Origin of the sequence: Faecalibacterium sp. OF04-11AC (assembly GCF_003460645.1) — a bacterium.
Taxonomy (GTDB): domain Bacteria; phylum Bacillota; class Clostridia; order Oscillospirales; family Ruminococcaceae; genus Faecalibacterium; species Faecalibacterium prausnitzii_I.
In genome coordinates this window covers 76,222-99,206 of record NZ_QTVP01000009.1, presented here as the reverse complement: position 1 = coordinate 99,206, position 22,985 = coordinate 76,222, and the positions used below count along the sequence as shown (strand labels likewise).

Below are 22,985 nucleotides of genomic sequence, written 5' to 3'. Positions count from 1 at the left end.
AAAAAATGTGAGCAGTGATTATTCAGTTTTGAAGGCACGTCCTTCTAAGAAACACTGGACAAACAGTAGACCGTATGGGATACTGAGCCAGTCATATGGTCGGTGACGATGACGGTGAGGTTCCACCTGTTCCCATTCCGAACACAGAAGTTAAGCTCACTCGTGCCCAAGATAGTTGCTGGAAACGGCGCGTGAAAATAGGTAGTCGCCGACTTATAGGAAGCCCCTGAGGAAGAAATTCTTCAGGGGTTTGTTTTTGCAGAGAAAGGGATGAAGATATGAGAACGACACATGTTGTGGTACTGCCCTACGACCCTGCGTGGAAGGCGGATTTTGCGGCCATCCGGCAGGAACTCGCGTCTGCCCTCGACGGGCTAGCCATTGCCATTGAGCATGTTGGCAGCACTTCGGTGGAGGGACTTTCCGCTAAGCCCTGCATCGACATTGATGTGGTGATGCCGGATCGCGCTGTCTTTCCGCAGATCGTGGAGCGGCTGGCGGCCATCGGTTACACCCATGAGGGAGATCTTGGCATCCCGGACCGGGAGGCGTTCTGCTACACCGGCAAGCCCCATTTGCGGCTGCACCATCTGTACGTTTGCCCGGCAGATTCCGAGGAGCTGCACCGCCATCTGGTGTTTCGGGATTTTCTGCGCACCCACCCGGAGGCTGTGGCGCGCTACAGCGCCTGTAAGGAGGACGCTGCGCGCCGTTTCCCGGAGGATATCGAGGGCTATATGGCGTGCAAAGGCCCCTGCATCGAGGCACTTTACAAGCTGTGCGGCTTGAGCGAGTGACCGTGAAAATCCGGCGTAAGAGAGCGGATTCTACTCCCCGTCGGTTGCACAATGGGCGGGGGTGCGGTACACTCAGGGTGCCGAAGGGCAGAAAGAGAGGACACCGATATGAGCGAAACGACGGAAGTGAACCGCGCAGCCTTTGGACAGTTTTTGAACCAGCTGCGCCGGGAGAAGGGCTGGACCCAGAAAGACCTTGCCGAGCGGCTCTATGTCTCCGATAAGGCGGTCAGCAAGTGGGAGCGGGGCCTCAGCCTGCCGGACGTGGCCTTACTGCTGCCGCTGGCAGGGGCATTGGGCGTGTCGGTAACAGAACTGCTGGAGGGGCGCCGGGCCGTGCAGGAGCAGCGCTACAGTGCCGCAGAGGTGGAGGCGCTCATCCGCAGGGCGCTGGCGTTCCCGGTGGAGCCGCCCGAGCGCCAACAGGCCCGGGTGAAGCGGTATCTGCCCGTATACCTCATCTGCTGCGTGCTGGGCGTGGCAGAGGCGCTGGCGGTCTGGCTGCTGGGGCTGGCTCCCACCGAGATGGGGCAGACCTGCCTCGTGCTGGGCGTGGGGTTTGGCGTGATCTACGGGGCGTATGCCTTTTTCTGGATGGCGGAGACCCTGCCCCGCTACTATGATGAAAACCGCATTGCCCAGTTTGCACAGGGGGCTATGCACATCCACATCCCGGGCGTCTACTACAACAACCGCAACTGGCGGTATGTGCTGCGGGCGTTCCGTGTCTGGTCTATGGCGTCTATGCTGCTGCTGCCGCCATCTCTGGCGGTGGCGGGGCAGCTGGACCCGCACTTGGGCGGCAAGGCGACCGTTGCAGCATTTGCAGTGTACATCCTGAGCCTGTTCGGATGCATCGTCGTGCCCGCCAAGCGGCATGAAAAAGACGAAGAATGATCCAAAAACGAAGGGAGCGGAAACGCTCTCTTTTTTGCTGGCCTTTTTTGTGCTACAATGGAGCAAAACCATTGGAAAAGAGGAAACACCATGCTCAAAGATTCCCAGATCGACCTGTGCGGACAGGTGGATTTTACCCGCACGCAGCCACTCCTTGCCCGGGACGAGGCGTTTTCCTTTGCTTGCAATGGCTGCGGGAACTGCTGCCGTGGGCGGGAGGATATCGTCCTCTCCGGGTTTGATCTGTGGCGGATCGCGGCCCGTCTCCGTCTGCCGCCCCGCATTGTAGCGCATGGCTACTGCCGGGAGAGCATCGGGCAGGTGAGCCGTCTGCCGGTTCTCCGGTTGGCCCCGTTGAAAGCACAGCACAACAACTGCCCGTTTTTAACGGAGAACCACTGCGCCATCCACGATGCCGAGCCGCTGGTCTGTGCCCTTTATCCGCTGGCGCAGGAGATCAGCCGGGCAGGGGAGGTGAGCTATTTCTTGCAGCCGACCTCCTGCGGCGGGCCGATGTTTTCTGCCAAGGTCGAGGATTATCTTGCCCGATACGATGTCCCTGCCCGGGAGGCTGTGGATGTCTGCTGGGCACAGACCTGCATGACGCTGGAGGACACTGTGGAGGAGCTGAATACGATCCTCTCGCCGGTATTGGCGCGGCGGCTGGAAGCAAAGCTCTGGCAGGCGCTTTATTACGATTATGAATTTGCCCAGCCATTTCTGCCCCAGCTGGAGCGGAATCTCCGCTGGCTGGAGGGGGAGTGCGCCAAACTCCGGGGGTATCAGGAGCAGCTGAACACAAAATGTATCGAAAAAAATGATAGATAAATTCGTTTTGATTGATAATTGGGGCCGAACACGGGTTGTTTTTGAGAGTAAAGTGTGCTATACTTCACGCATGTGAAGCGGAGCTCGCACAGCCCGCTTCCTCAAACGCAAGCAAGCGCGGCAACCTGTTGAGCCGCGGAATTTAAATTGAGGGAGAGAATCTATCATGCGTAAAATTTCTCGTCGTTCGTTCCTGGCTGGCGCTGCGCTCTGCGGCGCGGCTGCTGCCCTGACCGCCTGCGGCGGCTCCTCTGCATCCTCCACGGCTGCTTCTTCTGTGGCCGCCTCCTCCGCGGCAGCTGGTTCTGCTGCTGCCGCTGGCGACAGCTACACCGTTGGCATCTGCCAGCTGGTGGAGCACGCTGCACTGGATGCCGCTACCCAGGGCTTTGAGGATGCTCTGAGCGCGGAATTCGGCGAGAATGTCACGTTCGATTTCCAGAACGCACAGAACGATTCCGCTACCTGCGCTACCATCGCCAACGGCTTTGTTTCCGCAGGCGTAGACCTCATCATGGCCAATGCAACGCCCGCTCTGCAGGCGGCACAGGCTGCTACCAATGAGATCCCCATTCTGGGCACCTCTGTTACCGAGTACGGCGTGGCGCTGGGCCTGACTGATTTCACCGGCACTGTGGGCGGCAATGTTTCTGGTACTTCTGACCTGGCTCCGCTGGATCAGCAGGCTGAGATGATCACGGAGTGGCTGCCGGAGGCTACCAAGGTCGGCCTGCTGTACTGCTCCGCTGAGGCAAACAGTCAGTATCAGGTCGATGAAGTCAAGAAGTATCTGGAGGACAAGGGCATCACTGCTACCCAATACTCTTTCTCTGACTCCAACGATCTGGCTTCTGTCTGCCAGAAAGCTGCTGACGAGAACGACGCCGTGTATGTTCCCACCGATAATACCGTTGCGGCCAACACCGGCATTGTGGACGGTATCTGCCGCCCGGCCAAGAAGCCTGTCTTCGCGGGGGAGGAGGGCATCTGCTCCGGCTGCGGTGTGGCTACCCTGTCCATCAGCTACTACGATCTGGGCTACACCACCGGTGAGATGGCGGTCAAGATCCTGAAAGGCGAGGCCGATATTGCTACCATGCCCATTGAGTACACCACTGTGACCAAGAAGTACAACAAGACCCTCTGCGATGATCTGGGCCTGACGGTTCCCGAGGGATACGAAGCAATCGAGGGCTAACCTCTTACTGAAATGAGAAATATGGCGGAGGAGGGCTGAAAAGGCTTTTCTCCGCTTTTCCCGTATAAAACGGGATGTGAAAAAAGTGCACGTTTAGGAGGAATTATTTTGGAAACACTTGCAAGACTGGCAAACCTGCCCGGTGCGCTGCCCGGCGCCTGTGCGCAGGGCCTTATCTGGGGCATTATGGCCATTGGCGTTTACCTGACCTATCGCATCCTGGATGTGGCGGACCTGACCGTGGATGGCTCCTTTGGCACGGGCGGCGCGGTTTGCGTCATGTGCCTGCTCTCGGGCCAGAACGTCTGGGTCTCTCTGCTGGCGGCTCTGGTGGCAGGCCTGGCAACGGGCTTTGTCACCGGCCTGCTCCACACTTTCATGGGAATCCCGGCCATCCTGGCAGGCATCCTGACCCAGCTGGCCCTCTACTCCATCAACCTGAAGATCATGGGCAAGGCAAACCAGTCCATCAATGTGGATAAATATGACCTTCTCATCTCCCTGCGCTGGGTCAAAGAGACTGCCCTCCACAACCCCATCATTATGGTGCTCATCGTCACGGCCGTGGTCATCGGCATCCTGTATTGGTTCTTCGGTACCGAGCTGGGCTGCGGCATCCGCGCCACCGGCTCCAACCCCGCAATGTCCCGGGCACAGGGCATCAACACCAACTTTAACGTCGTGCTGGGCCTGGCCGTTTCCAATGGTCTGGTGGCCCTGTCCGGCGCGCTGCTGAGCCAGTATCAGGGCTTCTCGGATGTCAGCATGGGTCGTGGTGCCATCGTCATTGGTCTGGCTGCTGTCATCATCGGCGAGGCGCTGTTTGGCCGTATCTTCCACAACTTTGCCCTTAAGCTATTCGCAGTCTCGCTGGGTGCCATCATCTATTACATCGTCATCCAGCTGGTGCTGACCCTTGGCTTTGACGCAAACCTGCTCAAACTGCTCAGCGCTTCCGTCGTTGCCATCTTCCTGGCGGTGCCGTATTGGAAAGGTAAATACTTTGCAAAACCCGCAGCCAAGAAAGCACAGAAAGAGGGTGCCAAGAATGCTTGAGATCCAGAATGTTTCCAAAACCTTTAATGCCGGGACCGTCAATGAGAAGACTGCACTGAACGGCCTGAACCTGAAATTGAACGAGGGCGATTTTGTCACCGTCATCGGCGGCAATGGTGCCGGTAAATCCACCATGCTGAACGCTGTGGCCGGTGTCTGGCCCGTGGACGAGGGCAAGATCCTCATTGACGGCGTGGACGTCACCAAACTGGGCGAGCATCAGCGCGCTGCCTACATCGGCCGCGTGTTCCAGGACCCCATGACCGGCACGGCGGCCACCATGCAGATCGAAGAGAATCTGGCACTGGCTGCCCGCCGCGGCAAGCACCGCACCCTCCGCATCGGCATCACCAAGGCGGAGCGGGAGCAGTACCGTGAGCTGCTCAAGACGCTGGATCTTGGCCTGGAAGACCGCCTCACGGCCCGCGTAGGCCTGCTCTCCGGCGGCCAGCGTCAGGCGCTGACCCTTCTCATGGCTACGATGAACAATCCCAAGCTCCTGCTGCTGGATGAGCACACCGCTGCGCTGGACCCCAAGACGGCCCTCAAAGTGCTGACCCTCTCGGCCAGGATCGTGGAGGAAAACCACCTGACCACCATGATGATCACCCACAACATGAAAGACGCCATCAAGTACGGCAACCGTCTGATCATGATGCACGAGGGCCATATCATCTATGATGTGGCAGGGGAGGAGAAGAAGAACCTCCACGTCTCGGATCTGCTGGCCAAGTTCCAGATCGCATCCGGTGGCGAGTTTGCCAACGACCGGATGATCCTCTCTTAAAAAATTCTGATGCATAACAGAAAAGCTCCTGCCCGGCCGGACAGGAGCTTTTCTCGTATCAGTTATCGTACACCAAAAGCATCAGCGTTTGATGTCGTAGTTCATGTTCATCAGGTTGCGGATGGAGCTCACATCGTCGGTGATGTTGGCATCGCCGTGGATGGTGTGCTTAATGGCGCTGCTGGCTACGGCAAAGTTGATCATATCCATGGCACGGTAGTTGTGGAGCATGGCGTAGATCAGGCCGCTGGCAAAAGCGTCACCGCCGCCCACACGGTCCAGGATGTTAAAGGTGAACAGCTTGCTCTCAAAGGTGTGGCCGTCGTACCACATAAAGGCTTTCAGGCTGTTCTCGCTGCCGCTGTGGGCATAGCGGACATGGCGGGCGATGCACTTCAGGTTGGGGTAACGCTCGATGAAGTGCTGGAAGATCTCATCCTGCTGCTCGTAGCTGGGCTGCAGGGGCACGCCGTCTTTCCAGTCGCCCTTGGAGTGGTCGTTCTCGTCTTTCCACAGGTGGTAAGGCTCAATGCCCAGCAGCACGTCCACATAGGCAGGCACTCGGTGCAGAAATCCCGGGCCTCGTTCCAGGTCCACATGGTGCTGCGGAAATTGCCGTCAAAGCTGACGGTCAGGCCCTTTTTCTTGGCCACTTTCAGCATATCGATGACGAGGCCGCGGCAGTTGGGAGCCAGGGCCGGGGTAATGCCGCTCAGGTGCAGCCAGTCAAAACCGTCCAGCAGAGCATTCAGATCCACCTGAGAAAAATCGTACTCGGTAATGGCGCTGTGTTTGCGGTCGTAGATGACCTTGGAGGGGCGGATGCCGTAGCCCGTCTCCAGATAATAAGTACCCAGACGGTTCGAAGGGGTCTCATCCGGCTCGGTGAGGATCATCGGGGTGCAGTGCACATCGTTGGAGCGCAGCCAGCGCACGGCGCTCTTGCCCAGGCTGTTGTTGGGCACCACGCTGAAGAACGTGCTGTCCACGCCCAGGTTTGCCAGTGCCAGCGCGATGTTGGCCTCGCTGCCGCCGTAGCTGGCCTCAAAGTTGGAAGCCATGCGCAGCTTTTCGTAGTTCGGCGGGGTCAGGCGCAGCATGATCTCGCCGCAGGTGATAAACTTCTGTCCGGCGGTCTCCTTGCCAAGGATCGGATTGAAATGTTCCATAACGCTCCTCCTAAAAGACGGTTTTGGATCAAGGGCCCGGACAGCTTCTTCACGGGAAAGCTCTCTGAGCACACATTGTTGTATCCATTATAGCGCGATTCCCGTCGGAATGCAAGTTGAAACCAGAAGTTGCGAGAGAAAATAACAGAAGATTTTTGTGCACGTTGCTAATGCTTATACTCCGGTCAAGTCAAAGCTGGGTGTATACTCCTCTTTTGCACTGCTCTTCTGCTGCATGTAGCCAGCCGTCAGCCCCTTGTCCATGGCGTAATTGACCACCCGGCGGTACTCGTAGGTGGTAATGCGCCGCCCGATGCCGTGCTCTGCTGCCTTGTAGAACGGCGTGTACTGGCTCATGACGCTGGGCAGGAAACACCCGGGGTCAGCGGTGTTCCAGGCGGCCATCTGGTCCAGCACCGCAAAACTGTCGTCGATATGGCCGGGCAGGGCCAGGTGCCGCAGGATGACACCCTTTTGCAGGATGCCCTCTTCGTCAAAGACCGGGTGCCCGGCCTGGGCCATCATGGCTTCGATGGCAGGTTTGGCCTGGGCAAAGTAGTCCGGCGCGGCAGAGAGCTCTGCCGAGAGGGCAGAGGAAACGTATTTCAGGTCGGCTAGCCAGATATCGATATAGCCTTTCCAGGCCTCCACACTCTCCACCGTCTCGTAGCCTCCGGTGTTGCAGACGATGGGCAGCCGCAGGCCCTCAGCCCGGGCCAGATCCAGCGCGGTAATGATCCAGGGCCGCCATTGCCCGGGGGTGACCAGATTGATGTTGTGGGCTCCCTGGGCCTGTAAGTTGAGGAAAATTTCAGCCAGATGCTCCACGGTGATCTCCTTGCCCAGCCCCTCGGCGCTGATGGGATAGTTCTGGCAGAAGCAGCACTTGAGGGTGCAGCCGGAGAAAAAGACGGTGCCGCTGCCTTTGGTGCCGCTGATGCAGGGCTCTTCCCAGAAATGCAGGGCCGCCCGGGCGACTTTTAAAGTATTGCCTGCCCCACAGAAACCGCATTGTCCGGCGGCGCGGTCGGCTTTGCACCGCCGGGGGCAGAGAGTGCAGGCGTCCGGCGGGGTGACAACGATGTTTTTGGGCATATTATCCAAGTCCTTTGCAAAATCTTTTACGCTTTTCTAAACGCTATTATACCATTTCCAGAAGCAAAAGTGGTATACTAAGAGATAATATTGCATGTGATGCAAGAATACTACATATTTGGACATCTGGAGGACATCATGCGTACCGAAACCGAAGAGATCCGGGACAATCTGAAATATTTATCCCTGCTTGCACGGGATTACCCCTCGCAGGCTGCGGCGGCCAGCGAGATCATCAGCACCGAGGCTCTGCTCAAGCTGCCCAAGGGTACCGAGCATTTTATGAGCGATCTGCACGGCGAAAACGAAGCCTTTGTACATATCCTGAACTCTGCCTCCGGCGTCATCCGCGAAAAAGTGGATATCGTGCTGGGGGATACGGTCCCTGAGTCTGACCGTGCCGAGCTGGCAACGCTGATCTATTACCCCAATGAGAAACTGCCCCAGCTCAAGGCCAAGTGCGCGGACGAGGAGGCGCTGGAGCAGTGGTATACCGAGACGCTGCTCCGCCTCATTGATCTCTGCCGTCTGGTTTCTTCCAAGCACACCCGGGAGCATGTGCGTGCCTGCCTGCCCTCCAGCTGCGGTTATATTCTGGACGAGCTGCTCCACGCCCATTTTGAGGACCACGATAAAGACCTCTATTATGGCCAGATCGTGGGCAGTATTATTGAAAATGGCCGCGCAGACCGTTTCATTGTCCGCCTGTGTGAGCTCATCAAGCGGCTGGCCGTGGATAAGCTGCACATTGTGGGCGACCTGTTTGACCGCGGCCCCCGCCCGGATATCATCCTGGACCTGCTCATGCGCCATCACAATGTGGATATCCAGTGGGGCAACCATGATGTGGTCTGGATGGGCGCCGCCGCCGGCAGCCCCATCTGCATCTGCACGGTCCTCAAGACCACGCTGGCCTACCACAACCATGCCATGCTGGAGGACTGCTATGGCATCAACCTGCGCCATCTGCAGCGGATGGCCGAGCAGTTCTACGGCAACGACGACCTGACCATCTGGATGCCCCACACCGATGCGGCCCGCGGCCCCTACACGGAGGGAATGCTCCACCGGTGCGCGGTCATGCACAAGGCTGTCACCATCCTGATGCTCAAGATGGAGTGCAAGGTCATTGACCGCAACCCGGATTTCAAGATGCAGGGCCGCGATTACCTCCGCTGCATCGACTGGGAGAAGAAGACCGTCCGGATCGGGGACAAGGAGTATCCCCTGCGGGACACTTCGTTCCCCACGGTGGACCCCAAAGACCCCGCCGCCCTCAACGACGATGAGCGGCTGGTGCTGCACAAACTGGTGGAGTCGTTTCGCCAGAGCCAGAAGCTGCAGGAGCATGTGGAGTTCCTCTACGCCAAGGGCAGCGTTTACCACATTGAAAACGGCAACCTGCTCTACCATGGGGTGGTGCCCATGACCCAGAAAGGCACCTTTGCGGTGGAGCGGTTCGAGGGGCACCCCTATTCCGGCCGGGCCCTCATGGATTACTGCGATGAGCGGGCCCGCCGCGGCTACTTTGCCCCGGAGGGAAGCGCCGCCCGCCGCAGCGGACAGGACTTTTTGTGGTACCTGTGGTGCGGCAAGCTTTCGCCGCTGTTTGGCCGCAGTGCCATGACGACATTCGAGCGGCTGTATGTGGAGGATAAAAGCACCCACACCGAAAAGAAAGACCCCTATTATACATGGTATAATGAGGAAGCCGTCTGCCGCCGCATTCTGGCGGAGTTTGGCCTGCCCGGCACCAGCCACATCGTCAACGGCCATGTCCCCGTGCAGGAGAAAAACGGTGAGAGCCCCATCAAGGGCGGGGGACGTCTCGTGGTCATCGACGGCGGCTTCTGCCGCGCCTATCATGAGAAGACGGGCATTGCGGGCTATACACTGGTCTACTCCAGCCGCACCATGTCCCTGCGTACCCATCAGCCGTTCGTCAGCGCGGAAAAGGCCGTGAATGAGAACATCGACATCATCTCCCAGAAGAACATTCTGGAAACGGAGAATCATCGCATCCTCGTGGAGGAGACCGATGAGGGAGAAAACCTCCGGGAGCGGGTGCACGACCTCAAACAGCTGGTCCGCGCCTACCAGCTGGGCTGGATCAAGGAGACCCGCAGCGAGGATCAGGTCTGGTAAAACGCAGTCTCTGTCCGGCGGAACCGGCCCGGGAAATTGTAAAATTTTTGAAAAAAGAGACAAAAAAACGGAATATCTTCATAGATTCTGGGCAAAACAGAAAATAACGGACAGAATGGCGCGGGGGCTTTGCTTTTTCCGTATTCTCGTGTATAATAGGGTAGCTGCAGTTGTTGCGGCTTTATTTTCCTGCCTGAAAACTCGCGGCACGCGGGTCCACGCAAGAAACTGCGGCATGTACTTTGGAAATGCACCTTATAGGGCCTGTCACGAAGCGGGCCCACGACAAGGAGATCATAAAATTGGAAAAATTTGTTGTTACGGGCGGCAAAGCCCTGCATGGTGAGGTTACCATCTCCGGCGCAAAGAACGCGGCAGTGGGCATCCTGCCCGCCACCATTCTGGCAGCCGATGTCTGCGTCATTGAAAACCTGCCGGATATCAGCGATGTGGCCGTCAGCCTCAAGATCCTGAGCACCCTGGGCGCACAGGTCAAGATGCTGAACAAGAACACCTATGAGATCGATACCACCCACCTGACGAGCACCAATGTCCCGGATGACCTGTCCCGCCAGATGCGCGCCAGCTATTACTTCCTGGGTGCACTGCTGTCCCGTTTCGGCAAGGCACAGGTGGCCATGCCCGGCGGCTGCAACCTGGGCCCCCGCCCCATCGACCAGCACCTGAAAGTTTTCAGCGCCCTGGGCGCAGAGGACAGCGTGGATTACGGCATGATCACCGTCCGTGCCAAGGAGCTCAACGGAGCGCATATCTTCTTTGATAAGGTCAGCGTGGGCGCTACCATGAACGGGATGCTCTCCGCTGTCATGGCCAAAGGCCAGACCATTCTGGAAAACTGCGCCAAGGAGCCCCATGTGGTCGATCTGGCCAACTTCCTGAATATGTGCGGTGCGGATATCCGTGGCGCCGGTACCGATGTCATCAAGGTGCGCGGCGTGGAGAAGATGCACGGCTGCACCTACAGCATCATCCCGGATCAGATCGAGGCCGGCAGCTATATGGTGGCTGCCGCTGCCACCGGCGGCGATGTCCTCATCAAGAACGTCACTCCCAAGCATCTGGAGCCGATCACCGCAAAGCTCCGCCGTGCAGGCGTGGAAGTGGAGGAATTTGACGATTCCGTCCGCGTCCGCCGCACCGGCGATATCCTGCCTTTGAAGATCAACACCATGCCGCACCCCGGTTTCCCCACCGACATGCAGCCGCTCATGGGCGTGCTGCTCAGCGTGGCTAAGGGAACTTCTACCGTGACGGAAAGTGTCTGGGACAACCGCTTCCGCTATGTGGACGAGCTGCGCAAGATGGGCGCGAATGTCCAGGTGGATGGCCAGGTGGCCGTGTTTGAGGGTGTCGAGAAGCTCAGCCCGGCCCCCCTCCGTGCGACCGACCTGCGCGCGGGCGCTGCCATGGTGGTGGCTGCCCTGATGGCCGACGGCACCAGCGAGGTGGAAGAGATCGGCTATATCGAGCGCGGCTACGAGAATATCGTGGAAAAGCTGCGCGCGCTGGGTGCTGATATCGAGAAAGTGGAGCGGGTGCCCGCTGCACTGGAACAGGCCATGTGATCCGCAATGTCTGAATTTATCTCGTTGTATTCCGGCTCTTCCGGCAACAGTAGCGTGGTGCGCTGCGGCGACCATTACCTTATCATTGATATGGGCAAAGGCGTGCGCACCACCGGCGCTGCCCTCAAATCGCTGGGGCTGAACATTGCGGACTGTGACGGCATCCTCGTCACCCACGAGCACAGTGACCACGTCAAGGGCCTTTCCACGTTCCTCAAAAAGAATCCGCTCCCGGTCTACGGCGGTGCGGATACACTGGATTTTCTGGACGCCAACGGCATCGTCCCGCCCACCTGTGAGCTGAACACCCTGTCCAGCCGGGAAGAGGACATTGGTGCCTTTGGGGTGCAGGCATTCCCCACCAGCCACGATGTGCCCTGTGTGGGCTACCGCATCCATACCCCGGACGGAAAGACCATGACCATTGCTACCGACCTGGGCGTCCTGACGCCACCGGTGCATGAGGCGCTGTCCGGCTGTGACCTGGTTGCACTGGAGAGCAATTACGATCTCCACATGCTCCGCAGCGGCCCGTATCCCTATTACTTACGCGCCCGGATCGAATCGGCCCGGGGGCACCTCTCCAACGATGAGTGCTCCGCCAAGCTGTTGGAGCTCGTTCAGGAGGGCTGCAAAAAGTTTGCCCTGTGTCATCTCTCGCAGGAGAACAACACCCCGATGCTGGCGCTGCAGACCGTTTTCAACACCCTTGGTGCCGCGGGTGTCGTGCCCGAAAAAGACTGTGTTGTGCAGGCCCAGCGCCGCAATGAAGTCAGCCCGGTGCTGGAGTTTTAAATGGGATCAAAGAACCCCGCCAAAGCAGGTTTTACACTTGCCGTGGCGGGGTTTTCTGCATCTTGTTTGTCCGGGAGTTTGTGCCGGAATTACTCGCTGGCTTTCTGCGCACGGATGTCTTCGCCCACAAAGTTGAACGGGACAAAGGCGGACAGGCGGCTGGAGATCTTCTCGGTGTAACGCTTTTCCAGCAGGGAACCGTCGGTGATATTGGTCGTCACAATGGTAGGCAGGCCTGCCCCCAGGCGGTTGTTGAGCAGGCTGTAAAATGTGGTGATGAAATAGGGTGTGACAAACTCGGTGCCCAGATCATCCAGGATCAATAAATCGGCAGTGGCGGCGGTGCGCAACAGGGTATCGGCATCGCCGGAGGGGTCAAAGCGGGAAGCCTCCATCTTGCCAAAAAAGTCCGGGCTGGAAACATAAATGACATCGTAGCCCTTGTCCAGCACGATGCCGGCAATGGCAAGAGCCGCGTGTGTTTTGCCAAGGCCTGCATTGCCCACCAGCATCAGGCTTCATTCTCAGCAGGAGAGAAGTCCTCCGCATAATTTTTCAGGCCTGCCAGCAGCTGGCCCATGTAAGTACGGACATTCAGCCCCAGAGCGGGGTCAATGACATTGGGGTAATAGCTCAGCTTCATGGTATCAAAGCTGGAAATGGACAGGCTGGAAAGCCCTTCGATCTCTTTCCGGCGGAGGGCCTGCATCACCTTGTGGACACAGCTGCAGGTGCGCCCGTCTACCACGCCAGTGTCCTGGCACTTTTTGCAGGTGAATCTTGGCTCCAGCGCATCGGCCGGGCGTCCGCTGGCGGCCAGCAAGGCGGCCAGTTTCTGCTTTGCCTCCGTCAGGGCGGCGTTGGCGGCGGTGCGGTCTTTGCCGGAAGCACCGGCCAGCGCACAGCGGATGCCGCGCACCCGCACTTCTTCCTCCGCATGGCGCAAAGCCGGGATCACGGCTTCCGTCTCCGCGCGGGCGTCTTCCGCCAGTGCCCGGGCGGTCTGCCGCCGGGCTGCAATGGTGCGCAGGGCTTCCTGATACAGTTCGTTTTTGGTACGCATAGAGTGACCTCGTTTCCGCGCTTACGGCGTGGATTTCTTTTTCAGGCGGTTGAGCGACGCGGTGAGGGAAGAGTTCTTGAGAAAATCGTTTCCGCTGGGGGCGGTACGGTCCACCCGGATGTTCCGGCTGGCACCGATCTCCGCCACCGGGCCGCGCACATCGTGAATGGTGCGCAGACCTTTGGCATTCCAGGTCTTGAGGATGCTGTTCCAGTACCACAGGTCCCGCTTGGGGCCGGCCTGCACGGCCACTTCCTGCACCATGGCGTCATCGTAGCCGTAGACCTCATACCAGCGGGCAATGGCTTTCCGTCCGCCCAGGGTGAGCTCGCTGTCCGGGATGCCCAGCAATCCGCTGACATACTGCTCCCGCTGGGCCCGGAGGGCCAGCAGTTTCAGGTGAGCATCCGCCTGTTCGCCGGTCTCCACGCCCTCAGCCCGCCAGACTTTCAGCTCGTGGGTCACAGCGGCCATCGTCCGCTTGCCCTTGCTGGCCACATAGGCCACGCAGAGCATGACGGTTTCCGGGGCAAAGCCATCCTGCAAATACAGGTGGACGATCTTTTCCATCTCGCTGTGGGTCAGCGGCCGGGCAAAGCCGGTCTGTGCACAGTCGATGAGGCTGGAGATCATCGGGTCGGTGCGGGAAGCCGCGGCGATCTCCTGCCAGGTCATGGGGGCGGGGGCGCTGGGCTCCTCGCCCGGGGCAGCGTTCTCCTCGTACCGTTCCAGCAGGCCGGCACCCGCCCAGAATGAAAGGGCGCTCTCTGCCGTCATCCGGCTGCGGAGCTTCAGGTCCGCACACAGCTTGTCCGGGTCTGTGATACCCGTTGCCAGCACATACAGCGCCACGCGGACATTATATTCCTCCGCGATGCCCAGCTTGGAAAATACCAGCTGCGGCACCGGAATGGTATCGCCTTTGAGCTCTTTTAAACGATAGATCATGGGTCCCTCACAGTCATCAGGATTGGCCGGAGGCTTCTTCCTCCGGTGTCGGCGGCGTCCAGGGTTCACAGTCCAGCAGAGAGGGGTGCTGCTTCCAGCGCTCCAGGTCGGCTTCGTAAGTCTCTGCCAGGTATTTGGCTGCCGCAGCCCGGCCCTCGTCGGAGAGAGGGTAGACCTCCCGGCGGCGGAGGGCAGGGTCGGTGAATTCCAGCGCCCAGGGGTCCGGCCAGACGTCCACCGTGAGGATGCTCTCTTCTTTTTCGGCTCCCTCGCCGCCCTCCGGGTCCGGTACCTTGCGCTTGCCGGGGGTCAGCAGGTAGCGCATCCCATCCTCGTTGCCGCTGAACGAGTTTTTGTTTTTAAAGTAGTGCAGCAGAGGAACAAAAATCATACAAAACGCCTTTCCGCGAAATGCCAAAAAGAAAACCGCGCTGTTCAACACGAATCAGCGCGGTGATTGGAGCAGGATACGGGACTCGAACCCGCCGCCTACTGCTTGGGAAGCAGTCGCTCTACCGGATGAGCTAACCCTGCGAGTGCTTATTTAGTTTAGCAAAGCACAGCGGATTTGTCAACTGTTTTTCCGCTCGATTTTTGTCAGCAGGAAAAACTCTTGCACTTTTGGGTGCAAACGGGTATGATATGGGGTGAACAAAAGAACCGAATTTGTAGGCTTCTTTAAAGGAGTGGAAAACATGCCTGGCGATCTTCACAATCATTCAACCTGTTCGGATGGCTCGGTGCCCATCCACCGCCTGCCCCTTATGGCAGCACGGGTGGGGCTGGACACCATGGCTATTTCGGACCACGATACCCTCCTCAGCGTCCAGTACTGCTACGACCATCCCACACAGGATGGCGTGCGGCTCATCCCGGCCACGGAGCTGACGGGCTACGACTACGAGCGCAGCCACCGGGTGCACCTGTTGGCGTTCTGGCCCGACCCGGAGAGCAAAGCCCTGCGGGAACACTGCGATATCATGCGCCAGCGCCGCAACGAGTGCTGCCTGCAGAGCGCTCGGGAGATCGAGGCGCTTTACCCGCAGTTCCGCACCGAGCAGGCGTTGGAGTACGCCAAGGACAGCGGCGTGCTCTACAAGAGCGGCATCATGCAGGCCCTGCATGAGCTGGGCCTGTGTGACGGGATCTATACCAGCCTGTACCACTATCTCTTCGGGTGGAACCCCCGGGGCATCGTGCTCCACTCGCCGGAATACCGCCCGGTGCGGGATGTACTGGCTACGGCCAAAGCAGCCGGGGCAGTCGTCGTTTTTGCTCACCCGACGGTCTATCAGAGTATGCCGCTGGTGCGGGAGCTGGTCAAAGAGGGGATGATCGATGGCATTGAGGTGGAGCACCCCCGCAACAGCCCGGAGGACAAAGCCGAGTGCGCCGCCCTCTGTGAACAGTACGGCCTCATCCACACCGGTGGCAGCGATTTCCATGGAGCCAACCACGGCCATCCAAACCCTGTGGGGGCCTGCATCACATCCGATGACCAGATCGCCCGCATTGAGGAGCTGGCCCATCAGAGAAAAAAATAACGCTCGGGGAGCTGGTTGTTGACCTTTTTAGCGGCTTATAGTATACTACTTTGTAAACGACACCATGGCAGGGTCAAGCCATGTGGATTTGAAAAAGAGAGGATATTTTGCAATGAGCAAATCGTTTCACTTCCCCAACGTGGGCACCTGTTCCAAGCAGACCAACATCGTCCTGAACGACGACCACACCATTGAGTCCGTCGAGGTCGTTGGCGGCTGCAACGGCAACCTGAAAGGCATCAGCCGCCTGCTCAAGGGCATGAAAGCAGAAGACGCCATCGCCCGTATGGAGGGCACTACCTGCGGCCCCCGTCCCACCAGCTGCCCGGATCAGATTGCCAAGAATCTGAAAAAGGCTCTGGCCGAGATGTGATCTCAAATTTTCATCAATGTATGAACGCACCGTGCACTTGCTGCATGGTGCGTTTTTTGCTGTTACGACAGGAATGACTGATTTTTTCTCTGGAAATGGGGCTATACTTCTGCTGGATACCAAAATGGAGGCAGAGGGAGCACATGAGCATTTGGGAAGCATTCGGCAAGGGCAGATACAAAGGGTTCTCCCGGGAGGCAGGGCTGCTGCTGGACGAGGCGGTAGAGCTGGCCGGGGGGCTTGGCTGCAAAAAAGCGGATACTGGCCATCTGCTGCTGGCAATGCTCCAGACCGACCACGGCCCGGCGGCGAAGTTCCTGGCCGGGAAAAATATCTCGGAGCTGGCCGTCCGGCGTCAGCTGGGGGCCGACCGGGAGGGCCCGGCGCTGCATCTGGACCGCAAAGCGCTGGCGCCAGACCTCAAACGCGCCATGGATTACGCGCTCATCGGGGCACAGAATGCTCATCTGGCGAAAGCGGAACCGGAGCACCTGCTCTGCGCCATGTTGGAGGATACCGATTGCGCGGCCGGGGTGCTGCTGGCTTCCATGGGGGTCCAGCTTGCGGAGGCGGTGCGGGAATGCCGCCAGCTGTCCGGCCAGTTCATCCTGCCTCTGCAGCCTCGCGCGGCTTCGGCCATGCCGCGGGGCAGCCGCGCCAGCGATAAATACTGCCGTGACCTGACCCGCCGGGCGGCAGATGGGGAGCTGGACCCGGTGTTCTGCCGGGAAAAAGAGCTGGACCGGATGGTGGAGATCCTGTGCCGCCGCCAGAAAAATAACCCCTGCCTCGTGGGGGAGCCCGGCGTGGGGAAGACTGCGCTGGCAGAGGGGCTGGCCCAGCGCATTGCCAACAAAAATGTGCCCCGGATGCTGCAGGGGAGGCGGCTGCTGGCGCTGGATATGGCCAGCCTGGTGGCAGGCACCAAGTACCGGGGCGATTTTGAAGAGCGCTTTAAAAACCTGCTGGAAGAACTTGTCCGGGATGGCAGCGCGATTCTGTTTGTGGACGAGTTCCACACCATCGTGGGGGCAGGAGCTGCCGAGGGAGCCATTGATGCGGCCAGCATCCTGAAACCGGTGCTGGCCCGGGGCGAGCTGCAGCTCATCGGGGCCACCACCAATCAGGAATTTCGCACCCATATCCAGAAAGACGCCGCCCTCGAACGCCGCTTTGGAAAGGTGCAGATCGAAGAGCCTACTCCGGAGCAGGCTGTTGGCATTCTGGAGGGGCTGGCACCCCGCTATGAGCGGTATCACAGTGTCAAGCTGCCGCCTGAGACCCTGCGGGAAGCCGTGGAGCTCTCCGTGCGGTATCTGCCGGGGCGCTGCCTGCCGGATAAGGCCATTGACCTTGTGGATGAGGCCTGCGCTGCCGCCCGCATCCGGGCAGAACGGGAGCACCAACCGGCCCGGTGCTTACCCGGGAAGAGGTGGCCCTGGTGGTGGCACGGGCCAGCGGCATCCCCGCCGAGCGGGTGGGCGAGAAAGAACGGGAGCGCCTTGCCCGGCTGGAAGCCCGACTCAATGAGGAAATCGTGGGCCAGCAGCGGGCTGTGGCCGCCGTGGCCGGAGCCATCCGCCGTAGCCGCACCGGGCTGGGGGAGCCGGGCCGCCCCATCGGAGCCATGCTGTTTCTGGGGCCCACCGGCGTGGGCAAAACAGCCCTTGCCAAGGCACTGGCTTCCAGCTGGTTTGGCAGCGAGAAAGCGCTCCTCAAGTTCGATATGTCAGAGTATCAGGAGCAGCACACCGTGGCCCGCCTGCTGGGCGCGCCTCCGGGCTATCTGGGCCACGACGAAGGCGGACAGCTGACCGAGGCCGTCCGCCGACGCCCCTACAGCGTCGTGCTGTTTGATGAAATCGAAAAGGCACACCCGGATATCCAGAATATCCTGCTGCAATTGCTGGAAGATGGCCAGCTGACCGACTCCATGGGCCGCAAGGCGGATTTCCGGAATACCATCGTGCTGCTGACTTCCAACCTTGGTGCACGCTTTCTGGCCGGGCAGAGCGCGCCGCTGGGTTTTGCGGCGGGGAGTGAGGCAGCCTTTGAAAAGCAGTCGGAGCAGGCCGTGGCAGAGGCAAAAAAGTGGTTCCGCCCGGAGCTCATCGGGCGGCTGGATGAGATCATCGTGTTCCGCCCTCTGGGAGAAGACAGTCTGTGCACCATTGCGGAAAAGCTGCTGGGCCAGCTGGAGACCCGTGCGGCCCGCAGCGGCTATCAGTTGACCCATACCGCCCGGGTAGGCCCGGCGCTGGCGGCAAAAGCCCGCTCACCCTACGGAGCGCGAGAGCTGCGGCGGCAGGTGGACCGGGCAGTGGAACAGGCCCTTGCCAACGAGATCGCCTCGGGAACAGCAGCTCCTGGCCAGCACTGGACGGCGGACTGTACCGCTGATGGCTGTGTAACTCTTCAGGAAACGGATCCCGTGAGTGCGGTTTTGTAAAGGCTGCCTCTTGCAATTGTGTGCGGTTTTGGCTATCATAAAAGAAGCTTTTACGCACACAGGAGGAAGCCATGCGTTATCTGTTTATCTTGAATCCTGCCGCTGGGAAGCAGGACTGTACCGTCCAGCTCATTCCGCAATTGCAGCAGGCTGCTGTCCGGGCAGGCATCCCGGTGGATGCGGTTGCCACCTGCAAAACAGAGTATGCAGGCCATGCCAAGGCACTGGCTCGCGCCGCGGCTGAAGAGGCCGCGAAAGCAGGGGAGCAGCTGCACATCTGGACGGCAGGCGGCGATGGTACTCTGGTGGAGGCACTGACAGGCGTGCAGGGCTTTGCCAACGCCGCCGTGGGCTGCCTGCCCTACGGCAGCGGCAACGACTTCCTGCGCACCTACGGCACCCGGGAGGAGTTTACCGACCTCGACGCCCAGCTGGAGGGCGGGGAAGTGACCATCGACACGATGCAGACCAATCTGGGCCTTTCCGCCACCATCTGCGCGGCGGGGCTGGACGCCCAGGTGGCCTATGGCATCCCGAAGTTCCGGCGTATCCCCCTGTGCGGCGGCGAGATGGCCTACGCTCTCTCCATTGTGGAGCAGCTCTGTGGGCAGATTGGCCGCAAGATCGAGTATGATATCGACGGCGAAAAACTGACCGTCGATTGCCTCATGTGCGCGATCTGCAATGGCAAGGCCTACGGCGGCGGTTTCCTTGCGGCCCCGGAGGCCGTCCCGGACGACGGTTGGATGGATGTCGTCATCATCCGCAAGGTGGGGCGGCTGACCATTGCAAAGCTGCTGGGGATGTATAAGCGGGGCGGGCATTTCGTCCACGGCCAGCTCACCGAGCAGGCAAAGCCCTATTTCATCTACCGCCGGGCAAAACAGGTGACCCTCCGCCCTGTGGATGGCCGCGGGCCCATCGTTGCCACCGCCGACGGTGAGTGCGCCCCCTGTGACCGGGTGGAGATCGCCCTCCACCCGCAGAGCGCCCGCATCCTGCTGCCCAAAGCAGCGTATGAGCGGTTCTGTGCTCAGAGAGAAAACGCTGCCTCGGCGGTAACGCGGTAAAGCGTTCCGAAAGAAAATAGAGAACAGTCCCTGTCCTGCGGAAAAGAACTTTCTGCCAGGACGGGGACTGATTTTTTACGCTGAAAAGCAGCTTTTTGAGAGGACACAAAAACTTAACCCTGAATATTAGTGCATTGGATAAACGTAATTAACATTAACACGTTGATTTGAAAGCCAATGGACTGGATAAATGAGCGACAAACTTGTGCAACTCATACACTAACTGTACATGAACCGAACCACTGATTTTTGGGAGAGTGCTAATCAGGGAATCTTTTCGAGCTCCGTTCTGAGCCATTCGATGCTGCGGTCTGTGTAAACGCGCTCTGTAAGGTCTTGAATCCGATGACCGACGAGACGCTTGATGGCGTATTCATCAACCCCGGCTTCTTTGGCATGTGTAACAAATGTTTTACGGCAGTCATGAGAGTGATGCGGCGCGATACCGAGGGCCTTAACAGTTTGATTAAAGTGGCGAGCATAGAATTCATAGCGGGGGTAGCGATAAGAACCATCAGCGCTGGGAAGATAGAATGGATATTCATAATGGTTGGTTTTAGCATTAAGGTATCGTTTTTGCACGATGCCAAAAATCCGAGGATGAATAGGAACGATGCGATTTTGGCCTGCTTCGGTTTTGGAGCCTCCGACCATGGTTCGGTTTTCAAGGTCGATATCTGAGAATTTGATATGTAAAAGTTCCGAAGCACGCCATCCACAATAGCATTGCACCAGCATAAGTTCTACTGTAGGGTCAGATCCGAGAGCATTCCAGAGAACCTGCATCTCCTCATCCGTGAAGCTGACATGGGGGATGACATGGTTGACTTTTTCTTGGAAAGCCTCACCTGGAATTTTAAAAAGGCGGGCATAGTTTTTGTCGGTCAATTCATTTTCAACGGCAAAGTCAAATAGAAGATTAAGCGTTTTTTTCAAAGTGTTTTGTGTAGACGGGGTTGTGATGTGCCTTTTTCCACTTTTGTCTACGAACTGACCGTTAACGATAACGTTTTTCAACTGGGGGATACGAACTTCCCGGACAGTTATGTTATAGATGGAGTGAGCATATTTCCAGGCACTTCGGGTCGTTATGACATTTCCACTGCATACTTTTTTGGAGTAGGAGACCATCCATTTGTCATAAAGAGCCTGCATGGTAATGGATTTATCAAGGTCAAATGGATTCTTGTTGTAATCGAGCAGTGCCTGGTATGCGTCGTTATAGGTTTCAAAATAGGCCTGCGGTTGGAGCAGTTTACAGATAGGTTTTCCCTCATCTGTTTTAGCAATGGTGACCATAGCACGGAATGGTCTGCGGAGATTGCGATTCTTGATCTCGGTGATTTGACCGAAGCCATTTGGGAGACGGCGGCGCTTGTTACGCTTTCGAGGCTTTAGGGTGGAAGTTGTCTCTTGCTGTGTTTGGAGTGGAAAACCACAATGAGGGCAGGCAAGAGCTTTATCTGAAACCTGTAGCTGACACTCAGGGCAGGCGACTAACATATTTATCACATTCCTTTCTTAATGATTATAAGATTGTATAAGTACAATAAAATGTATTTTTGAATAAAAACTGCATTAAAAAGCTCGGGAAACCGGGCTTTTTTGCTTTTTAATTCTATTCTAGATTAAACGATTCACTTTACCTTGTCAATGGTTCATGTATAGAAAAAATAAAAGCATGACGCAGACGTCTATTTTTTCCACTAACATCCTTGTAGTGCCAAGATGTGACAAAAAGTACTTGGAAATTCTAAAAAGGAGTTGGAACAAATGGATAAACCTAAATTAGGAACTGGATCGGTGCCTGTACGAGTGGCGGCCATGGCATACGGGAAAGAGGCATCGTGGATAAGAGCCGGAATTATTGCTGGCTGGTTGCCGATTGGAGAGGCGACACGGAATGGCGTCAAAATCACTAGCATCGAACAGATGAATTCTAAGTATGGACGAATAAACTATTATATTTCGCCCAAGCTCTTATACGAACAGACCGGGTACGTATGGGAGGGTAAGAAATGAGGCATGAGAAGCCGGAGTTGTCTCCCAAAAATCCCTACCATCTTTCCCGGCACCGTTACTACGAGCTAAAACATTTCTGCTTCCAGTATAAGGAGTGGAAGAAAGCACTGGCTCTGCTGGACGGCTGGCAGTCGCACGGAGATGAGGTAGGAGGCATTATCAAAGGGAACATGCCCTCCGATCCAACAGAGCACTATGCCATGCTCCGGGCATACTACTCCCAGCACATCGAGCTCATCAACGACTGTCTGGCGATGCTGGAACCTGCCATTGCACCGTACATTTTGAAAGGCGTAACGGAGGGCCTCTCGTACAATCAACTCCGGGCACGCGGGTGCCCTGCGGCTCCGAGATGTACTACCAGCTCTATCATAAATTCTTCTGGCTTCTCAGCAAAGAACGTGGGTGACGCGAAAAATACAGGCTCCTTTATGGAGGTGAGATAAATGGCAGCGATAGATTGGAGCAAAGTGGATTGGACCAATAACGAAGACAATAATCTTATCCGTACATTTCTTGCAGATTCTGATAATATCATGAATTGCAGCCAATGCCCGTATAAGATGAAGTATCCGAGTTGGGACGCACTGCCTTGTGGACAATACCATTGTTGGGTTGAGTTGTCTTGCTAAAGGAGAGAGCCGTGGAGAAATCTGCGGCTCTTACTTTTTGTCCGGGCGCGAAAAATACAGCTCCCTTTATGAGAAAGGTGGTAGATTTTATGTTTAGTCTGATTATCGCAATTCGGGCTGGTGTTCAATGAAAACATTTGACCGGAAAACGGGCTCAAGGAAACTTGGGCTCTTTCTTTTTCTATTCTAGGTTAGACGCGAAAAACTTTGCCTGCTTTATGGAAGAGATGTCTTCCGAACAACGAAAGGAGATTGATATTTATGACGAAAACTGTGAAGAGAAGATATGACAGAGGTTATGTCGATGCTACGGATAAGTTGAGGGTGTTTATCGAGAGCCGGAGCAAAGTGATGTTTGTTGAACATGACTACGCTTCGAGCGAGACGGCACGCTCTGCTTACAACCAGGCAATCGACCGAATCCGCTGCCGTGGAATAGTACGGGTGATCGTATCGAATGGCGAACTCTTTATGATTCGCAAAGACATCTGAGAAGCGGAGAGCTTACGAGCAATCGTGGGCTCTTTTCTT

General features: G+C 57.6%; 22 protein-coding genes, 1 tRNA gene, 1 rRNA gene and 2 pseudogenes. 18 read left to right on the top strand and 8 right to left on the bottom strand.

Going from position 1 to position 22,985, the window contains the following annotated elements:
* The first annotated feature begins 98 nt into the window (after positions 1-98).
* From rrf to DXA70_RS06720, 7 genes are all read left to right on the top strand, one after another.
* Positions 99-214: ribosomal RNA gene (rrf, locus tag DXA70_RS06750) — 5S ribosomal RNA — on the top strand.
* A 64-nt stretch (positions 215-278) separates the two neighbouring features.
* Positions 279-797, top strand: coding sequence for a GrpB family protein (locus DXA70_RS06745; protein WP_128118005.1), 519 nt, complete (start codon positions 279-281; stop codon positions 795-797).
* 108 nt (positions 798-905) lie between these two features.
* Complete coding sequence (locus tag DXA70_RS06740; RefSeq protein WP_128118004.1) at positions 906-1,694, top strand: helix-turn-helix transcriptional regulator; 789 nt, start codon at positions 906-908, stop codon at positions 1,692-1,694.
* Positions 1,695-1,784: 90 nt separating this feature from the next.
* Entirely contained in the window at positions 1,785-2,522 is a 738-nt protein-coding gene (locus DXA70_RS06735; protein ID WP_128118003.1) for a YkgJ family cysteine cluster protein, read from the top strand.
* Between the two features lie 166 nt (positions 2,523-2,688).
* Positions 2,689-3,720, top strand: coding sequence for an ABC transporter substrate-binding protein (locus DXA70_RS06730; protein WP_128118002.1), 1,032 nt, complete (start codon positions 2,689-2,691; stop codon positions 3,718-3,720).
* 108 nt (positions 3,721-3,828) lie between these two features.
* The gene (locus tag DXA70_RS06725) at positions 3,829-4,776 is read left to right on the top strand and encodes an ABC transporter permease (protein ID WP_128118001.1); all 948 of its coding nucleotides are present in this window, start codon (positions 3,829-3,831) and stop codon (positions 4,774-4,776) included.
* Complete coding sequence (locus tag DXA70_RS06720; protein WP_128118000.1) at positions 4,769-5,563, top strand: ABC transporter ATP-binding protein; 795 nt, start codon at positions 4,769-4,771, stop codon at positions 5,561-5,563. The genes DXA70_RS06725 and DXA70_RS06720 overlap by 8 nt, the downstream gene beginning before the upstream one ends.
* An 81-nt stretch (positions 5,564-5,644) precedes the next feature.
* On the opposite strand, the pseudogene DXA70_RS06715 reads toward DXA70_RS06720, so the two are convergent.
* Both DXA70_RS06715 and DXA70_RS06710 read right to left on the bottom strand, forming a co-directional pair.
* Positions 5,645-6,732 (bottom strand): annotated as a pseudogene (locus DXA70_RS06715) (sugar kinase).
* A 174-nt stretch (positions 6,733-6,906) separates the two neighbouring features.
* Complete coding sequence (locus DXA70_RS06710) at positions 6,907-7,827, bottom strand: radical SAM protein (protein ID WP_128117999.1); 921 nt, start codon at positions 7,825-7,827, stop codon at positions 6,907-6,909.
* 138 nt (positions 7,828-7,965) lie between these two features.
* On the opposite strand from DXA70_RS06710, the gene DXA70_RS06705 reads away from it, so the two are divergent.
* From DXA70_RS06705 to DXA70_RS06695, 3 genes are all read left to right on the top strand, one after another.
* The gene (locus tag DXA70_RS06705) at positions 7,966-9,972 is read left to right on the top strand and encodes a fructose-1,6-bisphosphatase (RefSeq protein WP_128117998.1); all 2,007 of its coding nucleotides are present in this window, start codon (positions 7,966-7,968) and stop codon (positions 9,970-9,972) included.
* A 302-nt stretch (positions 9,973-10,274) separates the two neighbouring features.
* The gene (locus tag DXA70_RS06700) at positions 10,275-11,558 is read left to right on the top strand and encodes a UDP-N-acetylglucosamine 1-carboxyvinyltransferase (RefSeq protein WP_128117997.1); all 1,284 of its coding nucleotides are present in this window, start codon (positions 10,275-10,277) and stop codon (positions 11,556-11,558) included.
* Between the two features lie 6 nt (positions 11,559-11,564).
* The gene (locus DXA70_RS06695) at positions 11,565-12,353 is read left to right on the top strand and encodes an MBL fold metallo-hydrolase (protein WP_128117996.1); all 789 of its coding nucleotides are present in this window, start codon (positions 11,565-11,567) and stop codon (positions 12,351-12,353) included.
* An 89-nt stretch (positions 12,354-12,442) separates the two neighbouring features.
* Here the strand turns inward: DXA70_RS06695 and DXA70_RS14295 are convergent, their stop codons facing one another.
* From DXA70_RS14295 to DXA70_RS06675, 5 genes are all read right to left on the bottom strand, one after another.
* Complete coding sequence (locus tag DXA70_RS14295) at positions 12,443-12,865, bottom strand: ATP-binding protein (protein WP_243001187.1); 423 nt, start codon at positions 12,863-12,865, stop codon at positions 12,443-12,445.
* Positions 12,865-13,416, bottom strand: coding sequence for a hypothetical protein (locus DXA70_RS14290; protein ID WP_243001185.1), 552 nt, complete (start codon positions 13,414-13,416; stop codon positions 12,865-12,867). Before DXA70_RS14290 ends, DXA70_RS14295 begins: the two co-directional genes overlap by 1 nt.
* A gap of 21 nt (positions 13,417-13,437) precedes the next feature.
* A complete protein-coding gene (locus tag DXA70_RS06685; protein WP_128117995.1) occupies positions 13,438-14,364 on the bottom strand; it encodes a DnaD domain protein in 927 nt (308 codons plus the stop codon).
* A gap of 16 nt (positions 14,365-14,380) precedes the next feature.
* On the bottom strand, positions 14,381-14,755 hold the full coding sequence (locus DXA70_RS06680) for a hypothetical protein (RefSeq protein ID WP_112147540.1): 375 nt from the start codon (positions 14,753-14,755) through the stop codon (positions 14,381-14,383).
* 67 nt (positions 14,756-14,822) lie between these two features.
* Positions 14,823-14,898, bottom strand: a tRNA-Gly gene (locus tag DXA70_RS06675).
* 161 nt (positions 14,899-15,059) lie between these two features.
* Here DXA70_RS06675 and DXA70_RS06670 point away from each other — a divergent pair.
* The 5 genes and pseudogenes from DXA70_RS06670 (at position 15,060) to DXA70_RS06655 (ending at position 19,800) form a co-directional block, all read left to right on the top strand.
* Complete coding sequence (locus tag DXA70_RS06670) at positions 15,060-15,908, top strand: PHP domain-containing protein (RefSeq protein WP_128117994.1); 849 nt, start codon at positions 15,060-15,062, stop codon at positions 15,906-15,908.
* A gap of 112 nt (positions 15,909-16,020) precedes the next feature.
* Positions 16,021-16,281 carry a TIGR03905 family TSCPD domain-containing protein gene (locus tag DXA70_RS06665; protein ID WP_128117993.1) on the top strand — a complete coding sequence of 87 codons (261 nt, stop codon included), beginning with the start codon at positions 16,021-16,023 and terminating at the stop codon, positions 16,279-16,281.
* Positions 16,282-16,376: 95 nt separating this feature from the next.
* Positions 16,377-17,627 (top strand): annotated as a pseudogene (locus DXA70_RS14285) (ATP-dependent Clp protease ATP-binding subunit); the annotation flags it as partial.
* Between the two features lie 281 nt (positions 17,628-17,908).
* Positions 17,909-18,730, top strand: coding sequence for an AAA family ATPase (locus DXA70_RS14280; protein WP_243001184.1), 822 nt, complete (start codon positions 17,909-17,911; stop codon positions 18,728-18,730).
* Positions 18,731-18,801: 71 nt separating this feature from the next.
* A complete protein-coding gene (locus DXA70_RS06655) occupies positions 18,802-19,800 on the top strand; it encodes a diacylglycerol kinase family protein (protein WP_128117992.1) in 999 nt (332 codons plus the stop codon).
* Between the two features lie 264 nt (positions 19,801-20,064).
* Here the strand turns inward: DXA70_RS06655 and DXA70_RS06650 are convergent, their stop codons facing one another.
* A complete protein-coding gene (locus DXA70_RS06650; protein ID WP_128117991.1) occupies positions 20,065-21,303 on the bottom strand; it encodes a tyrosine-type recombinase/integrase in 1,239 nt (412 codons plus the stop codon).
* A gap of 270 nt (positions 21,304-21,573) precedes the next feature.
* Between DXA70_RS06650 and DXA70_RS06645 the strand changes: the two genes are divergently transcribed.
* The 3 genes from DXA70_RS06645 (at position 21,574) to DXA70_RS06635 (ending at position 22,946) form a co-directional block, all read left to right on the top strand.
* The gene (locus tag DXA70_RS06645) at positions 21,574-21,822 is read left to right on the top strand and encodes a hypothetical protein (protein WP_128117990.1); all 249 of its coding nucleotides are present in this window, start codon (positions 21,574-21,576) and stop codon (positions 21,820-21,822) included.
* Positions 21,819-22,268, top strand: coding sequence for a hypothetical protein (locus DXA70_RS06640; RefSeq protein WP_128117989.1), 450 nt, complete (start codon positions 21,819-21,821; stop codon positions 22,266-22,268). Before DXA70_RS06645 ends, DXA70_RS06640 begins: the two co-directional genes overlap by 4 nt.
* 447 nt (positions 22,269-22,715) lie before the next feature.
* Complete coding sequence (locus DXA70_RS06635; protein ID WP_128117988.1) at positions 22,716-22,946, top strand: hypothetical protein; 231 nt, start codon at positions 22,716-22,718, stop codon at positions 22,944-22,946.
* Positions 22,947-22,985 lie beyond the last annotated feature (39 nt).

Bases quoted from the DNA above. Each gene is read 5' to 3' on its own strand.
- DXA70_RS14280 (WP_243001184.1), top strand. From the start codon at position 17,909: ATGCTGTTTCTGGGGCCCACCGGCGTGGGCAAAACAGCCCTTGCCAAG.
- DXA70_RS06710 (WP_128117999.1), bottom strand. From the start codon at position 7,827: ATGCCCAAAAACATCGTTGTCACCCCGCCGGACGCCTGCACTCTCTGC.
- DXA70_RS06665 (WP_128117993.1), top strand. From the start codon at position 16,021: ATGAGCAAATCGTTTCACTTCCCCAACGTGGGCACCTGTTCCAAGCAG.
- DXA70_RS06745 (WP_128118005.1), top strand. From the start codon at position 279: ATGAGAACGACACATGTTGTGGTACTGCCCTACGACCCTGCGTGGAAG.
- DXA70_RS06720 (WP_128118000.1), top strand. From the start codon at position 4,769: ATGCTTGAGATCCAGAATGTTTCCAAAACCTTTAATGCCGGGACCGTC.
- DXA70_RS06705 (WP_128117998.1), top strand. From the start codon at position 7,966: ATGCGTACCGAAACCGAAGAGATCCGGGACAATCTGAAATATTTATCC.
- DXA70_RS06695 (WP_128117996.1), top strand. From the start codon at position 11,565: ATGTCTGAATTTATCTCGTTGTATTCCGGCTCTTCCGGCAACAGTAGC.
- DXA70_RS06645 (WP_128117990.1), top strand. From the start codon at position 21,574: ATGGATAAACCTAAATTAGGAACTGGATCGGTGCCTGTACGAGTGGCG.
- DXA70_RS06640 (WP_128117989.1), top strand. From the start codon at position 21,819: ATGAGGCATGAGAAGCCGGAGTTGTCTCCCAAAAATCCCTACCATCTT.
- DXA70_RS14290 (WP_243001185.1), bottom strand. From the start codon at position 13,416: ATGCGTACCAAAAACGAACTGTATCAGGAAGCCCTGCGCACCATTGCA.
- DXA70_RS06655 (WP_128117992.1), top strand. From the start codon at position 18,802: ATGCGTTATCTGTTTATCTTGAATCCTGCCGCTGGGAAGCAGGACTGT.
- DXA70_RS06740 (WP_128118004.1), top strand. From the start codon at position 906: ATGAGCGAAACGACGGAAGTGAACCGCGCAGCCTTTGGACAGTTTTTG.
- DXA70_RS14295 (WP_243001187.1), bottom strand. From the start codon at position 12,865: ATGCTGGTGGGCAATGCAGGCCTTGGCAAAACACACGCGGCTCTTGCC.
- DXA70_RS06670 (WP_128117994.1), top strand. From the start codon at position 15,060: ATGCCTGGCGATCTTCACAATCATTCAACCTGTTCGGATGGCTCGGTG.
- DXA70_RS06650 (WP_128117991.1), bottom strand. From the start codon at position 21,303: ATGTTAGTCGCCTGCCCTGAGTGTCAGCTACAGGTTTCAGATAAAGCT.
- DXA70_RS06680 (WP_112147540.1), bottom strand. From the start codon at position 14,755: ATGATTTTTGTTCCTCTGCTGCACTACTTTAAAAACAAAAACTCGTTC.
- DXA70_RS06730 (WP_128118002.1), top strand. From the start codon at position 2,689: ATGCGTAAAATTTCTCGTCGTTCGTTCCTGGCTGGCGCTGCGCTCTGC.
- DXA70_RS06635 (WP_128117988.1), top strand. From the start codon at position 22,716: ATGACGAAAACTGTGAAGAGAAGATATGACAGAGGTTATGTCGATGCT.
- DXA70_RS06685 (WP_128117995.1), bottom strand. From the start codon at position 14,364: ATGATCTATCGTTTAAAAGAGCTCAAAGGCGATACCATTCCGGTGCCG.
- DXA70_RS06735 (WP_128118003.1), top strand. From the start codon at position 1,785: ATGCTCAAAGATTCCCAGATCGACCTGTGCGGACAGGTGGATTTTACC.